General features: G+C 72.9%; 12 protein-coding genes and 1 pseudogene. 4 read left to right on the top strand and 9 right to left on the bottom strand.

Features of this window, described 5'->3' with window-relative positions; translation table 11 throughout:
• Positions 1-3: 3 nt before the first annotated feature.
• From HD595_RS10865 to HD595_RS45730, 3 genes and pseudogenes are all read left to right on the top strand, one after another.
• On the top strand, positions 4-1185 hold the full coding sequence (locus tag HD595_RS10865; protein ID WP_253768133.1) for an MFS transporter: 1182 nt from the start codon (positions 4-6) through the stop codon (positions 1183-1185).
• Between the two features lie 151 nt (positions 1186-1336).
• The gene (locus HD595_RS10860; RefSeq protein WP_253768131.1) at positions 1337-2083 is read left to right on the top strand and encodes a GNAT family N-acetyltransferase; all 747 of its coding nucleotides are present in this window, start codon (positions 1337-1339) and stop codon (positions 2081-2083) included.
• A 41-nt stretch (positions 2084-2124) separates the two neighbouring features.
• A pseudogene (locus tag HD595_RS45730) lies at positions 2125-2706 on the top strand (lysophospholipid acyltransferase family protein); the annotation flags it as partial.
• Positions 2707-2912: 206 nt separating this feature from the next.
• Here HD595_RS45730 and HD595_RS10850 read toward each other — a convergent pair.
• From HD595_RS10850 to HD595_RS10840, 3 genes are all read right to left on the bottom strand, one after another.
• Positions 2913-4175 (bottom strand): CynX/NimT family MFS transporter, encoded by a 1263-nt coding sequence (locus tag HD595_RS10850; RefSeq protein ID WP_253768129.1) that lies wholly within the window; start codon positions 4173-4175, stop codon positions 2913-2915.
• A 73-nt stretch (positions 4176-4248) separates the two neighbouring features.
• Positions 4249-4896: a nitroreductase family protein gene (locus tag HD595_RS10845; protein ID WP_253768127.1), complete on the bottom strand. Its 648-nt coding sequence runs from the start codon at positions 4894-4896 to the stop codon at positions 4249-4251.
• A 13-nt stretch (positions 4897-4909) separates the two neighbouring features.
• Positions 4910-6265, bottom strand: a complete 1356-nt coding sequence (locus HD595_RS10840) for an MFS transporter (protein WP_253768126.1) — start codon at positions 6263-6265, stop codon at positions 4910-4912.
• Between the two features lie 133 nt (positions 6266-6398).
• Here HD595_RS10840 and HD595_RS10835 point away from each other — a divergent pair, with 133 nt between their 5' ends.
• Positions 6399-6869: a MarR family winged helix-turn-helix transcriptional regulator gene (locus tag HD595_RS10835; protein ID WP_253768124.1), complete on the top strand. Its 471-nt coding sequence runs from the start codon at positions 6399-6401 to the stop codon at positions 6867-6869.
• Between the two features lie 12 nt (positions 6870-6881).
• Here HD595_RS10835 and HD595_RS10830 read toward each other — a convergent pair whose 3' ends face one another.
• From HD595_RS10830 to dnaE, 6 genes are all read right to left on the bottom strand, one after another.
• Positions 6882-8519 (bottom strand): thiamine pyrophosphate-dependent enzyme, encoded by a 1638-nt coding sequence (locus HD595_RS10830; protein ID WP_253768122.1) that lies wholly within the window; start codon positions 8517-8519, stop codon positions 6882-6884.
• Between the two features lie 87 nt (positions 8520-8606).
• The gene (locus HD595_RS10825) at positions 8607-9038 is read right to left on the bottom strand and encodes a class I SAM-dependent methyltransferase (protein WP_253768120.1); all 432 of its coding nucleotides are present in this window, start codon (positions 9036-9038) and stop codon (positions 8607-8609) included.
• Between the two features lie 92 nt (positions 9039-9130).
• Positions 9131-10126, bottom strand: coding sequence for a CU044_5270 family protein (locus tag HD595_RS10820; protein ID WP_253768119.1), 996 nt, complete (start codon positions 10124-10126; stop codon positions 9131-9133).
• Positions 10123-10716 (bottom strand): RNA polymerase sigma factor, encoded by a 594-nt coding sequence (locus HD595_RS10815; protein ID WP_253768117.1) that lies wholly within the window; start codon positions 10714-10716, stop codon positions 10123-10125. The genes HD595_RS10820 and HD595_RS10815 overlap by 4 nt, the downstream gene beginning before the upstream one ends.
• Before the next feature lie 71 nt (positions 10717-10787).
• Positions 10788-11138, bottom strand: a complete 351-nt coding sequence (locus tag HD595_RS10810) for a DUF6300 family protein (protein ID WP_253768115.1) — start codon at positions 11136-11138, stop codon at positions 10788-10790.
• Complete coding sequence (gene dnaE, locus HD595_RS10805; RefSeq protein WP_253768113.1) at positions 11135-14689, bottom strand: DNA polymerase III subunit alpha; 3555 nt, start codon at positions 14687-14689, stop codon at positions 11135-11137. Before dnaE ends, HD595_RS10810 begins: the two co-directional genes overlap by 4 nt.
• Positions 14690-14760 lie beyond the last annotated feature (71 nt).

The following is a 14760-nucleotide window of genomic DNA, read 5'->3' as shown; positions in this document are numbered from 1 at the left end:
GGGGTGGGAGAGAAGAACAGGGCGATCGTGCTGCTCTCGGTCGGGCATGCCTGCGTGGACGTCTACCAGGGGGCCGTGGCGGCGCTCGTGCCGTTCTTCGTGGCCGAGCGCGCCTACACCTACGCCGTCGTCTCGGGGATCGTGCTCGCCGCGTCGCTGCTGTCCTCGGTGGCGCAGCCGGTGTTCGGCCTGCTCACCGACCGGTGGGCCATGCCGTGGCTGCTGCCCGTGAGCACGGTCCTCGGCGGGGTGGGCGTCGCGCTGAGCGGGCTGAGCGGCTCGTACGCGCTGACGCTGGCGTTCGTGGCCGTGTCCGGGATCGGGGTCGCGGCCTACCATCCCGAGTCCGCCCGGGTGGCCCGGATCGCCAGCGGGGGCAGCCACAGCGCGATGGGCTGGTTCTCGCTCGGCGGCAACATCGGCTTCGCGTGCGCGCCGCTCATGGTCGCGGCCGTCGTCTCCGGCGGCGGGCTGCGGCTCACGCCGCTGCTCGTGGTGCCCGCCCTGGCGGGCGCCGTGCTGTGCCTGCCCGTCCTGCGCGCCCTGGGGCGGCCGGCGGGCGGCGGCGCGGGCCGCGGACTGTCCGAGGGGGGCGACGACAGGAGGGCGTTCGCGCGGCTGTCGCTGGCCGTGGTCTGCCGGTCGATCGTGTTCGTCGGGCTGAGCGCGTTCATCTCGTCGTACGTGCCGGAACAAGTGGGCGGCAGCGGGACGGCGGCGGGCACGGTCGCGCTGTTCGTGCTGTACGCGGGCGGAGCCGTGGGCACCGTGCTGGGCGGCCGGCTCGCTGAGCGCTGGGACCGGGTCACCGTCGTGCGGTGGGCGTACCTGGTCACCGTGGCGGCGGTCGCGGGCACCGTGTTCGTGCCGGGGCCGGCGGTCTACCTGTTCGTGGCGCTGACCTCCGCCGGCCTCTACATCCCGTTCTCGCTCCAGGTCACGCTGGCCCAGGACTACCTGCCCACGCGTGTCGGCACGGCCAGCGGGATCACCCTCGGCCTGACGGTCAGCGTCGGCGGGCTCGCCAGCCCGGTCATCGGCGCGCTCGCCGACGCCACCTCCCTGCGCACGGCCCTGGCGCCGCTGGTCGTGCTGCCGTTCCTGGCCTGGCTGCTGTTCCGTACGCTGCCCGAGCCGGCCGTGCCGGGCGGTGACCGGCGCTCCCCGGCGCGCTCGGCGGGGTGAGGCGCGGAGGGTGAGGCACGGAGGGTGAGGCGCGGCGGGCGCGGCGATGGGTTCATCCCGCGGACGCCTCGCTGCCCCGGACGGGAGACTCCGTCGTCACGTCGATATGTCGACATTGTCGCGAGACGCCTCCAGGGAAGGACTCGCGCCGATGACCATCTCGCTCGACACCGGCTCTCTCGACACCGGCTCTCCCGACACCGGACGGTACACGGTCGGCCTGGCCACGAGCCCCGCCGACGTGCGGGCCGCGCAGCGCCTCCGGCACCAGGTCTTCGCGGAGGAGATGGGGGCGCGGCTCGACAGCCCGGTCTCCGGCCTGGACGTGGACCGGTTCGACGCCTACTGCGATCACCTCCTGGTGCGCGACGGGGACACGGTGGTCGGCACCTACCGGCTGCTCCCTCCCGGGCGCGCCGACCGGCTGTACTCCGATGCCGAGTTCGATCTCGGCACCCTCGCGCCCCTCAGGAGGAACCTGGTCGAGGTGGGCCGCACCTGCGTCCACCCCGGCCACCGGAAGGGCGCGGTGGTCGGGCTGCTCTGGGCGGGCATCGCGCGGTACATGGTGAGCGGCGGCCACCAGTGGCTGGTGGGCTGCTGCTCGGTCCCCCTCGACGACGGCGGCGCGCTCGCGGCCGGTGTCGCCCAACGGGTCCCCCTGGGCCCCGAGGAGTATCGCGTCACGCCGCGCGACCCCTGGCGGGCGAAGGGCACGGCCGGTTCCGACCGGTTCGTGGTCCCCGCCCTCCTGCGCGGCTACCTGCGGCTGGGTGCCTGGGTGTGCGGGGCGCCCGCGCACGACCGGGCCTTCGGCACCGCCGACTTCTTCGTCCTGCTCTCGATGGCCCAGGTGAACACCCGTTACCTGCGGCACTTCCTCGGGGAGCCGCTGTGAGCGCCGCCGCCCGGCTCGCGGAGGCCAACCCGTGGCTGCGGATGGGACCGTGCTCGCCCGCCGCCTGCGTGGAGCCCCCGGTCGCCGCCGCGGGGCCTCTCCGGCGCGTGTCGCGGCTCCTCGCGGCGGCGCTCGTGCTGCTGGCCGGTGTCCCGGTCGCCCTCCTGGTCCGCCGGGCCCGTACGTCCCGGCGGGCCCGGATCACGACGGCCTGGGCGCGGGCACTGCTGCGCGCGCTCGGCGTCAGGGTCGCGATCGCGGCGGACGCCACTCTTCCCACGGGACCGCGGACGGCCGTGCGCACGGGGACCCTGCTGGTGGCCAACCACGTCTCGTGGATGGACCCGCTGGTCATGGCCGCCGTGGTGCCGTCACGTCCGCTGGCCAAGCGGGAGATCGGCGAATGGCCGCTCGTCCGTACGCTGGCGGCGGGCTCCGGGGCGGTGTTCATCGACCGGGAGCGGCTCTCCGCGCTGCCGTCGGCCGTCGCGACGGTCGCGGGCGCTCTGCGAGCGGGCGACACGGTGGTCGCCTTCCCCGAGGGCACCACCTGGTGCGGGCGCGGGATGGGGGAGTTCCGGCCGGCCGTGTTCCAGGCGGCGATCGACGCGGGCGCCGCCGTGCGCCCGGCGACGCTGCGCTACCGCGAGGGCGCGGTGACGTCCACCCGCGGCTGCTACGTAGGGGACGACTCGCTGCTCGCCTCCCTGCTGCGGGTGGCCGCCACCCGCCATCTGGTCGTCGAGGTGACGCTCTTCGCCCCCGTCCGGCCCGCGCCCGCCGGGAGGCGGCCCGAGACGCGCGCCGCCCTGGCCGGAATCGCCGAGGCTCAGGTCCGCGCCGCCGTCGAGCGACCGCCGGAGGCGGTCAGGTGGGGGCGGGCGGCTCGGACGCCCGTCACGGCCTGCACCACGCAGGCCGCGACGCCCGCGAGCAGCGGCACCGTCCAGCCGCCCGACTCCTGCCGCAGCAGGCCGATCAGCAGCGGCCCCAGCGCGGCCAGCACGTAGCCGAACGACTGCGCCACCGCCGACAGCGCCGTCACCGACGCCGGGTCGGGGGCGCGCTGGGTGATGATGAGCAGCGCCAGCGCGAGCGAGGCGCCCTGGCCGAGCCCCAGCACGATCATCCACAGCCACGGCACGGTGGTGGGCGCGGCCAGCACGCCCACGTACCCGGCGATCGTGAGCAGCGACGACGCCACCACGTGCGGCACCTGCGACAGGCGCCGCCCCGCGTGGACCGGCACCGTGAAGGTGGCCCCGACCTGGGCCAGGTTGGTGAGGCTCAGCAGGTAGCCGGCCTGGTCGGCGGGCAGGCCGGCGTCCTGGAAGATCGTGGGCAGCCAGGCGAGCATGATGTAGAAGGTCAGCGACTGGAGCCCCATGAACGCGGTCACCCACCACGTCGTCCCGCTCCGCAACAGCGCCGCGAACGGCCTGGCCCGCACGGCCGGGGCCGGGCCCCGGGAGTCCGCGCCCCGCGAGTCCGCGCCCCAGGGCGGCGCGCCCCGCGAGTCCGTGCCGTCCTGGGGCCGGCGGAGCGCCTGGGGCAGCCAGAGCAGCGCGGCGGCCAGCGCCGGCACCGCCGCCAGCGCGGAGACCTCCCGCCAGCCGTACCCGGTGAGCCGCTCCAGCGGCACCATCAGCGCGGCCCCCGCCCCGGCGCCCACGACCAGGGCCGAGACGTAGACCGACGTCCAGGGCCCGACGCGGTCGGGGAAGTGCTGCTTGACCACGCCGGGCATGGCGACGTTCATGACGGCGATGGCGGTGCCCGCCAGGGCGGCGCCCAGGTAGAGGGCGGGCGCGCCGTCCGCCGCCCGGACGAGCACGCCGACGGCCAGCAGCAGCAGGCCGGCGAGCAGCGTCCGGTCGAGCCCCGTCCGGCGGGCCAGGAACGGGGTCAGCCAGCCGAACAGGCCCAGGCACAGCACCATGACCGTGGTGATCGCCCCGCCCTGCGGGGGCGTGAGCCCGACGTCCGTCATGATCTCGTCGAGGAGGGGGGAGAGGCCGGCGAGGGCCGGGCGCAGGTTGAGCGCGGCCAGCACGAAGCCGGCGTACAGCAGTGCGGATCTCGCCGAGGACATCTGGCAAGGGTACGACCCGGTCACCGGCCGCGGCCGGACGGGTGCGCGGTCAGGGGCGGCCCGGCCGGTGCGCTCACCACCGGTCCCAGTGCAGGACCTCCTCTCGTGGGATGCGGGGGGCCGGCCTGAAGTCGGTGCCGATGGTGAACGCCAGCGGGATGAAGGCCGCCAGCATGACCTCCTCGTGCGGCGCGCCGAGCACCTGGGCCAGCTCGCGTTCGAGCGGCGCCTGGGCGGTGGTCCACACCGTGCCCAGGCCGCGCGCCCGGGCGGCCAGCATGAAGCTCCACACGGCGGGCAGGATCGACCCCCATGCTCCCGCCTGCACGGTCACCGGGGCGCGGTCGGTGCGGCCCTCCACCGCGGGGATGACGAACGCGGGCACCCGGTGGATGTTGTCGGCCAGGTGGCGCAGGCCGTCGAAGACCTGCTCGGTGGAGCGGGGATGGTAGTTCATGCGCCACAGGTCGCGCTCGGTGAGCGGCTGCCCGCCGGCCAGGGGCAGGGCGCGCAGGAAGATGTCGGCCACGGCCCGCCGCTGCGCGGGCTCGGTGACGACGAGGAAGTGCCAGCGCTGCCTGTTGCGCCCGGTCGGGGCCTGCACGGCCAGGTCCACGCACTGTTCGATCAGCTCGCGCGGCACGGGGCGGGTGAAGTCCAGGCGCTTGCGCACGGCACGGGTGGTGCTCAGCAGCTCGTCGGGGGTGAGGGGCAACGTCACGACGGGCCTCCTTTCAGGCGGTGGGTACGGGTGCCGGGCGGCGCGGGCGCAGGCCGTACGCGGCGATGACGGCGCCCAGCAGGGAGAAGCCGCCCGCCGTGAGGAACGCGATCCGGTAGCCGCCCAGCGCGGAGCCGCCCAGGGTCATGAGGGCGGCCAGCGCCGCGACGCCGATCCCGGCGCCGATCTGGACGGAGGAGGTGATCAGGCCCGAGGCCAGGCCCTGCCGCTCGTCCGGCAGGCCGCCGACGGCGGCGATGTTGAGGCTGGGGAAGGACAGCCCGTTGCCGATGCCGTGCACGACGAGGGCGGGCAGCAGCACCGTGAGGTAGTCGCCGCCGGCCCCGGCCCGCAGGAACAGCAGGATTCCCGCGCCCTGGACCAGCATCCCGGTCGCGGCCACCCGGCCCAGACCCCAGCGGCCGATCAGCCTGCCGGCCAGGTTGGCGGTGACGACGATGGCCAGGCCCATCGGGACGATCCCGAGCCCGGTGGCCAGCGCGGTGTAGCCGAGCACCTGCTGCAGGTACAGGACGGCGACGAACTGCCAGCCGATGGTCGCGCACGCCCAGGCCAGCGCCGAGAGATTGGCGGCCCGCACGGTGGCGACCCCGAACACCTCCAGCGGGACGAGAGGGGCGGACTGCCGGCGTTCGACGAGCACGAAGGCGCCCAGCAGCAGCACGGCCACCACGCCGGCCGGCCAGTTCCGCTCGGTCAGGGCGAACACCAGCAGCAGCACGCCCCCGGTGACCGCTCCCGCGCCGGCGACGTCGAAGCCTTCACGTGCCCCGGGCGGCCGCAGGCCCCGCGGCAGCACCAGCGGCGCCACGACCAGCACCAGCACCGCGACCGGTACGGGCAGGAAGAACACCAGTCGCCAGCTGATCTCGGTCAGCAGGCCGGAGGCGATCAATCCGGCGGTGTAGCCGGTCGCCCCGGCCAGCGCGTACACCCCCAGCGCCCGGTTGCGCGACGGCCCTTCGGCGAAGGTGGTGGTGATGAGCGACAGCGCCGCGGGCGCGGTGAGCGCGGCGGCCACCCCCTTGACCACCCGGGTGACGACCAGCGGCCACCCGTCCGACAACAGGCCGCCGGCCAGGCTCGCCGCGGCGAAGACCGCCAGCGACAGCAGGAACACGCGGCGCCGGCCGAACAGGTCGGCTATCCGGCCGCCGAGCAGCAGGAACCCGCCGTAGGCGATCGCGTAACCGGACATCAGCCACTGCAGGAGGCTCTCCGGCAGTGACAGATCGCGCCCGATGGCGGGCAGGGCGACGCCCATCAGGGACAGGTCCATCGAGTCCAGGAACACCGCTGCGCACAGCACCACCAGGGCTGTCCGTTCGCGGCCGTCGGTTCGTGGCACGACCACACTCCATCTGAGTACAAACAATTTGCTGACAGACGAATGGGACCGTATGGCCAAAAATCATCTGCTGTCAAACGATCTGCGAGGAGATGGTCTGCGGTAGAGTGGCGGCAGAGCGAAGAGGAGACCGATGGCGACCACGACCAGGTCGGCCGAGCGCGCGCGGCTGACGTACTTTCCGCAGCTCGCCGCCGAGCGGCTGGACATCGCGCTGTGCCGGGCATCAGCCGCCGTCGCGCGCGCCGCGGACACGCACGCCGCCGAGGAGGGCCTCGGGGTCGGGCAGCATCTCGTGCTCCAGATGCTCGACGCCGTCGGCCCCTGCTCCCAGCAGACGCTCAGCGAGGAGCTGCGCATCGACCGCAGCGTCATGGTCAGCGTCTGCGACGACCTGGAACGGGCGGGCCACGTGCGCAGGGAGCGCAACCCCCGCGACCGCCGCTCCTACGCCGTCACCATCACCGACACCGGCCGCCGGCGGCTGGTCGAGGCCCAGACGTCCGTCCCGGCCTTCCTCGACGACGCCTTCCACGCTCTTACGCCGGAGGAGCGCGGCCAGTTGAGCACGCTGCTCGGCAAGCTCCTCGGGGTCGGCGCCTGACCCGTCACATGGTCATGGCCGGTAGTCGTGGTCCACGGCCACGGTGACGTCGACCAGCAGCGGCTCCTCCCGCACGGCCAGCGCGGGCACGACCTCGTCCAGGACGGCGGTCAGCTCGGCGTGGGTCTCAACGCGCAGCGACCGGCAGCCCAGCGACCTGGCCAGGCCGCTCACGTCCACCTCGGTGAAGGCGGGCCACGGGGCCTTCGCGCCGTGGCGGTCGGCGAGCCGGTCCAGCACCGCGTACCGGCTGTTGGACAGCACCAGGAACAGCGCGCCGACCCGGTAGTGGGCGGCGCTCCACAGAGCGTGCAGGCCGTACAGGGCGGAGCCGTCGCCGGTCACCGCCACCACGGGCCGGTCGGGCAGGGCCATGCGCAGCCCCACGGCCGCCGGCAGCGCGAACCCCAGCCCGCCCATCGCGGCCGACACGAACCCGAGCGGGTTGCGGGCGGGCACCAGCCGGTGCAGGTCGGGCCGCGCCGACGGGGCCTCCTCCACGAGCACGGCGTCGCCGGGCAGGCGGCGGGCGAGTTCCCGCAGCACGTGCGCGGACCGCAGCGGCCGCCCGTCGGCGGGCACGGGCGGCACGGCCTCCCGCGCGGACCGGACCCGCGCGGCCGGGCCGTCGCCCGCCGCCCCGCGAAGGCGAGCGGGGAGGAGGGCTGCCAGGCGGGCGCAGGTGGCCGCCGGGTCCGCGAGGTAGGCCAGGTCGGCCGGGCTGCGATGCGCCTCCGACGGGTCGTCCGTGACCAGCGCCACCGTCGTGCCCGGCTCCACCAGCGGCCCCGGCGTGTACGCGTACTGCCGGAAGACCGGCGCGCCCACGGCGAGCACCACGTCGTGCCCCGCCAGCGCGGCCCGCAGCCCCGGGCGGTCGGCCGCCAGCACGCCCGCGAACAGCGGATGGTCCTGCGGGAACCCGGCCCGCGCCCCGAACGGCTCCTGCCACACCGGGCACCCGAGCAGCTCGGCGAGCGCGACCAGCGGCTCCCACGCGCCGCACGCCCCCGCCCCCGCCACGATGACCGGCGCCCGCGCCCCGCCCAGCAGCTCGGCCAGCGGCGCCGGGTCCGCCTCCGAGCCGCTGCCGCCACCGGGACCCGGCTGGGCGGGCGGGCGCAGCAGGCGCGCCGGCGCGGCGAGGATCTCGCCCTCGTACGGCGCGTCCCAATCGTCCATCGGCACCACGACCAGCGCCGGCCCCCGGAACGTGACCGCCTCATGGGCGGCCCGCGCCACGGCGCCCGGCACGTCCTGGGCCCGGACCGGCTGGTCCGCCCACACCGGGTAGTCGCCCGCCAGCCCGGCCAGGTGCCCCGCGAGGAACGGCTCCAGCGCCAGGTGCCGCCGGTCCTGCTGGCCCACGAGGACGATCAGCGGCACCCGGTTGACCCGGGCGGTCGCGATCGCGCCCACCGCGTTGCCGAGCCCGGCCGTGGTGTGCAGCACGGCGAGCGCCGGCGCGTCGTGCCCCATGGCCCATCCGGTGGCCATGCCCACCACGGACCCCTCGTGCAGCCCCAGCACGAACCTCAGGTCGTCCGGCAGCCCGCCGAGCAGCGTGACCTCGGTGGATCCCGGATTGGCGAAGACCGTGGTCAGCCCGGCTCTGCGCAGGACGTCGAAGGTCGCTTCCCGTACGCTCACCGTGTCCCCCTCGCGGTCCCCTCGCGTGCGGAATCCCAGTGTCGCCCGCGCTCCGGCGACAGCCCGACCGGCACGCCGAGGACGCCGTCAGCGGGCGGGTTTGCGGGCGGCGAAGCGTTCGATCACGCCGAGCTTGAACCGGTCGTGCCGCTCCACCGCGAACCCCATGGCGGTGACCCGCGGCAGCGGCCGGCGCCGGAAGTGCTCTCCCTGCAATGGAACGCTCACCAGGTCGGCCGCCGCCTGCACCACCCGGACCGGCCAGGAGGACGCGGCGACGTGGTCGGCCAGCAGAAGCAGGCCGCCCTGCCGCAGCACCCGGTCCATCTCGGCCAGCGCCCGCGACTCGTCGGGGATCGCGCACAGCGCGAGCACCTCGCCCACGGCTTGGCGGCAGAGCCACGCTCGGGTGTCGCCGAAGAAGCGCCGCTCGGCGAACGCCATCCGCTGGTCGTAGGTCACGGCCTGGCGGTCCCAGTAGGTGCGCAACCGCAGGTCGCGTCCGTCGGAGTCGGCCACCGCGTCACCAGCCCTTCGCCCGGCTCTGCGACCGACCCTACCCACCGGGATCACCGCCCGCGCGCCGCCGGCGTCCGCTCCTGGCGGGGCGCCTATCGCTGGGGAAGGTTCCCCGGCTTGTCGACGACCTTCGTCTCCAGCTGCGCGCTCCACACCAGGGGAGCGCCGGCCTTGACGGTACCCCTCTTCGTCCCGGGAGGAGGGGAGAACGGCATTCCCTCTCCCGGCCATGCCTGGTCGAAGAGGTTCTCGCCGTAGAGGCCGAGGAAGCGGTAGTCCTCGGCGTCGAGGATGATCTCAGAACGTTCCCGCGGCCCGGTGTAGGCGAAGGCGACGCCGTGGCGGCCCGCGGCGTCCACGGCGTCCTGCTTGACCGAGACGCCGTCGATCTTCGGCAGTGCCCGGAACAGCGCCGCGCGGACCGGCGGTGTGAGCGGCTGCCCGCCCATGAGCGTGCTGATCGTCTGGAAGGCGCGCTCCTGCTCGGACCTGCCCTGGTCGAACGGCGAGGCGGGGGTCGCGGCGACGGCCGCCTTGACCTTGGCGAGCACCCCGTCGGGCGTGACCGGCTCCCGGGCCAGGTCGGCGGCCTTGAGACCGGTGCTCACCTCCTCGATGACGAGCTTGCCCGCGCCGTCGTCCATCGCCACCTGCCTGCCGTCCAGGCTGTACCAGAGCTCCAGGGTCTCGCGCCTGTCGCGATCCACCTCGGGCCGGGGCTCGGCGAGCAGCGGGGCGATCGACTCCTTCACGTACAGCCACTGACCCGGAGAAGGGGTTCTCGTGTAGGCGTCGTCGGAGTGACGTTCGGCTGCCTCGGCGGCCCGCTCGCCGAGGTCCCTGACGTCGGCGTACGCGACCGACCGGTCGCCACCGCGCACGACGCCGTAGCCGACGAGCAGGGCCGAGGCCGCCACGGCGGCGATCCCGAACCGCCAGGCCAGGCGCGGGAGGCGGAACGTGCGCCGCCTCGCCGGCTGGGGGAGCGGGTCCCGCATCGCCCGCTGGAGCTGGGCGCGTGCCGCGTCCTTCGCCTCCCGGGTGATCACCGGGGTGGATCCGAGGAACTGCTTGATCTCGTCCATCATGCGACCTCTCTTGTCGGATCGTCGCCCCCGAGGGCGATCCGTGCCTTCTTGCGCGCTCGGTGGAGACGCGAGCGGACCGTCCCGATCGGCACCCTGAGCACCGCCGCGACCTCCTCGTACGTCAGCTCGCCCCACGCCACCAGCAGCAGCACGTCGCGGTCGCCGGAGGACATGGACGCCAGCGCCCCCGCGAGCCGGCGGTCCACCTCCTGTGCGGCCACGCGGCCGACGACCCTGTCGGCCATCGGCGGCTCCGGCATCGGGCTCGTACCGGAACGGCTCAGGGCGCGCAGGAACCTCTCCTCGCCGCGCCGATGCTTGGCGATGAGGTTGGTCGCGATGCCGTAAAGCCAGGGGCCGGCGAGCCGCTGGGCGGGGTCGTAGGAGGCGCGGCTGCGAAAAGCGGTCAGGAACGTCTCGGCCGCGATGTCGTCGGCCGCCTGGGTGCCGAGCCGTCTGGCGACGAAACGGTGGATCTGCTCGATGTAGCGGTCGAACAAGCCGCCGAACTGTTCCGGGTCGTCACGTGACCACCGGATCAGTTCGGCGTCGTCCACCTCGGCCGTCTCCGCCGGGTGCGTTTGTGTCATGCCCGTTTTTCCCCGATGTGGCGGATCGAGTTCTCACCACCCGGTCGAGCCTGTCGGGCAGAACCATGGGGTTACAGCGCGCCGCGCCCCCACAGCGCGATCTCGTCCTCCAGCGCCCGCTCGTCCAGCGGCGGCACCTCGGCGTGCTCGGCCCAGGCCCTGAGCACGCGCGCGAACTCGGCGCCGGTGTCGTCCCGCACCCGCCCGTGCACGTGGAACCACGTGATGAGCGGCGCCGCGTGCGGCGTGTCGGCGTCGCAGCGCTCGCACAGCACGATCCCGGTACGGCTGCGCACCGGCACGCCGGCGGCGTTCGTCCAGCCGTACGGGACGCGCACCAGAGCCAGCCCCCGGCCGGCGCACCGGGGGCAGGTCGGCGGCTCGTCGCTGACGGCCAGGTCGATGCGCCGCCGCGCGGTCACAGGGTGATGGCTTCCGGCCCGAACAGCGCCTTGATGTCGGCCGCGAACGACGTCTCGGCGTTGACCGGGAACTCCGGCACGGCGAGCACCATGGTCTGGCCGGACAGCCGCCGCAGGTTGATCCGCAGCGGCACGCTGCCCTCGTGCATCTTCAGCACGTTGCGCAGCTCCTCGACCAGCCGCTCGTTGAGGCGCTCCTCGCGGATCTGGATGGTGACCGGGTGCCCGGAGTCGCTGGTCACGCTGGAGATGTCGATCGTGGTCAGGTCCTGGGCGAAGACCGAGATGGCGCCGTCGCGGTTGTTGATCTGCCCGCCCACCGATGCCACGAGGTCCTCGCGCAGGTACGGCGCGTACAGCTCGTAGGTCTTGGGGAAGAACAGGCACTCCACGGCGGCGTCCATGTCCTCGACCGTGGCGATCGCCCACATGTTGCCGGCCTTGTTGACCCGCTTGTCGACCTTGGTGATCAGCCCGCACACGCGGACGTCGCCGCGGTCGTCGCGGCCGCTCTCCAGCAGGTCGGCGATCGTGGTGTCGCGGTTGCGGGCGAGGAGCCGCTCGGTGCCGGCCAGCGGGTGGTCGGAGACGTACAGGCCGAGCATCTCGCGTTCGAAGTCGAGCTGGGTCTTCTTGTCCCAGGCCAGGTCGGGGATGGCGATGGTGAAGCTCTGGTCGTCGCCCGCGTCGGACAGGCCGCCGAACAGGGAGTCCTGGCCGTGGGCCTCGTTCTTCTTGATGTCGATGACGGAGTCGACGGCCTGCTCGTGGATCATGAGCAGGCCCTTGCGCGGGTGGTCGAGCGAGTCGAACCCGCCCGCCTTGATCAACGACTCGATGACGCGCTTGTTGCACACCACCAGCGGCACCTTGTCGAGGAAGTCGTTGAAGTCGGTGTAGGCGCCCTTGTCCTTGCGCGCCTTGACGATGCCCTCGACGACGTTCTCGCCGACGTTGCGCACCGCGCCCATCCCGAAGCGGACCTTGTCGTCGCCGACGGCGACGAAGTCGAGCTGGGAGTCGTTGACGTCGGGCGGGAGCACCTGGATGCCCATCTTGCGGCACTCGGCCAGGTAGACGGCGGCCTTGTCCTTGTCGTCGCCGACGCTGGTCAGCAGGGCGGCCATGTACTCGGCCGGGTAGTTGGCCTTCAGGTAGGCGGTCCAGTAGGCGACCAGACCGTATCCGGCGGTGTGGGACTTGTTGAAGGCGTAGCCGGAGAACGGCAGCATGACGTCCCACAGCGCCTGGATCGACTCGTCGCTGTAGCCGTTGCCGCGCATGCCGGCCTGGAAGTTCACGAACTCCTTGGCCAGGATCTCGGGCTTCTTCTTGCCCATGGCGCGGCGCAGCAGGTCGGCGCCGCCGAGGGTGTAGCCGGCCAGCTCCCGGGCGACGGCCATGATCTGCTCTTGGTAGACCAGCAGGTGGAAGGTCGGGCCGAGGATGGGGTCGAGCGCGTCCTTCAGCTCGGGGTGGATGGGCTCGATGTCCTGGCGGGCGTTCTTGCGGTGCGCGTAGTTGGTGTGGGCGTTGGCGGCCATCGGGCCCGGCCGGTACAGGGCGAGCACGGCGGCGATGTCCTCGAACCGGGTGGGCTCCATCAGCTTGAGGAGCTGGCGCATGGGGCCGCCGTCGAGCTGGAAGACGCCGAGGGTGTCGCCGCGGGCCAGCAGCTTGTACGTGGTCTCGTCGTCCAGGGGGATGGTGAGGGTGTCGAGCTTGACGCCCCGGTTCTGCTCGATGATCTTGATGGCGTGGTCGATGATGCCCAGGTTCCGCAGACCCAGGAAGTCCATCTTGACCAGGCCCATCTCCTCGCACGAGGGATAGTCGAACCCGGTGATGACCACGCCGTCCTTGTCCCGCATGTGCATGGGGATCAGGTCCAGCAGCGGATGCGAGGACAGGATGACCGCCGCGGCGTGGACGCCGGTGCCGCGGATCAGGCCCTCGATGCCGCGGCCGGTGTCGATCACCTTCTTGACGTCCGCGTCGTTGTCGTACAGCGCGCGGATCTCCACGCCTTCGACGTAGCGGGGGTGGTCCTTGTCGAACAGCTTGGCCAGCGGGACGCCCTTGCCCATGACGTCCGGCGGCATCGCCTTGGTGATCTTGTCGCCGACGACGAACGGGTAGCCGAGGATGCGGGCGGCGTCCTTGACGGCGGCCTTGGCCTTGATCGTGCCGAAGGTGTTGACCTGGGCGGTCATCTCCTTGCCGTACTTCTCGGTGACGTAGGCCACCATGCGGTCGCGCTGGCGGTCGTCGAAGTCGAGGTCGACGTCCGGCGGGTTGATGCGCTCGGGGTTGAGGAAGCGCTCGAACAGCAGGCCGTGCTCAAGGGGGTCGAGCTCGGTGATGCGGGTGGCGTAGGCGACGATCGAGCCGGTGGCGCTTCCACGACCGGGCCCGACGGGGATGCCGTTGTCGCGGGCGTACTTGCAGATGTCGGCCACGACGAGGAAGTAGGAGGAGAACCCCATCGGACCGATGACCTTCATCTCGGTCTCGTAGCGCTCCTGCACCTCATCGGGGATCGGAGTGCCGTAACGCAGCTCCAGGCCGCGCTCGACCTCCTTGCGCAGCCACGACTCCTGGGTCTCCCCCTCCGGGACGTCGGGGAACTGCGGCATGCGGTCCACGTAGGCGAACACCTCGCTGTAGTCGCCGACCATCTCGGCGACCAGGAGCGTGTTGTCACACGCCTGGGGCAGCTCGGAGAACAGCTCCCGCATCTCCGCGGCGCTCTTGAGGTAGTAGCCCGAGCCGTTGAACCGGAACCGGTTGGGGTCGTCCTTGTTCTTGCCGACGCCCACGCACAGCAGGCTGTCGTGGGCGTCGGCCTGGTCCTCGGTCACGTAGTGGCTGTCGTTGGTGACCAGCAGGGGGATGTCGAGCTGCTTGGCCAGGCGCAGCAGGTCCGCCCGGACCTCCCGCTCGATGTCGATGCCGTGGTCCATCAGCTCCAGGAAGTAGTTCTCCTTGCCGAACATGTCCTGGTAGGCCGAGGCGACCTTGACGGCCTCCTCGTACTGGCCGAGCCGCAGCCGGGTCTGCACGGCGCCGGACGGGCAGCCGGTGGTGGCGATGATGCCCGAGGCGTACTGGGAGATCAGGTCCATGTCCATGCGCGGCTTGCTGTAGTAGCCCTCGAACGAGGCGAGCGACGAGAGCCGGAACAGGTTGCGCAGCCCGTCGGCGTCCTTGGCCCACATCGTCATGTGGGTGAAGCGGCCACCGCCGGAGACGTCCTTGCCGCCCTCACCGTCGGCCACGCCGGTCTCGGCCCGCGACCCCCAGAAGACGGGCTTCTTGTGGAAGCGGTTCTCCGGCGCCACGTAGGCCTCGATGCCGATGATCGGCTTGACGCCGCCGCCCTTGGCGACCTTGTGGAACTCGTAGGCGCCGAACATGTTCCCGTGGTCCGACATCGCGATCGCCGGCATCCCTAGCCGCTCCGCCTCGCCGAACAGCGGCGACATCTTGGCCGCCCCGTCCAGCATGCTGTACTCGGTGTGTACGTGGAGATGCACGAACGAATCGCTCACCTGTTCCCCTTACCTTGCGCCCAGGCCCGACTGCAGGCATGAGCCTATTCCGTCTCAGGAGGCGGATGGGG

Source organism: Nonomuraea roseoviolacea subsp. carminata, assembly GCF_024172185.1.
Lineage (GTDB): Bacteria > Actinomycetota > Actinomycetes > Streptosporangiales > Streptosporangiaceae > Nonomuraea > Nonomuraea roseoviolacea.
Note: the sequence above shows the minus strand (reverse complement) of the source record. Positions and strands in the feature narration are given on the sequence as shown.

Bases quoted from the DNA above. Each gene is read 5' to 3' on its own strand.
- HD595_RS10860 (WP_253768131.1), top strand. From the start codon at position 1,337: ATGACCATCTCGCTCGACACCGGCTCTCTCGACACCGGCTCTCCCGAC.
- HD595_RS10815 (WP_253768117.1), bottom strand. From the start codon at position 10,716: ATGACACAAACGCACCCGGCGGAGACGGCCGAGGTGGACGACGCCGAA.
- HD595_RS10835 (WP_253768124.1), top strand. From the start codon at position 6,399: ATGGCGACCACGACCAGGTCGGCCGAGCGCGCGCGGCTGACGTACTTT.
- HD595_RS10850 (WP_253768129.1), bottom strand. From the start codon at position 4,175: ATGTCCTCGGCGAGATCCGCACTGCTGTACGCCGGCTTCGTGCTGGCC.
- HD595_RS10820 (WP_253768119.1), bottom strand. From the start codon at position 10,126: ATGATGGACGAGATCAAGCAGTTCCTCGGATCCACCCCGGTGATCACC.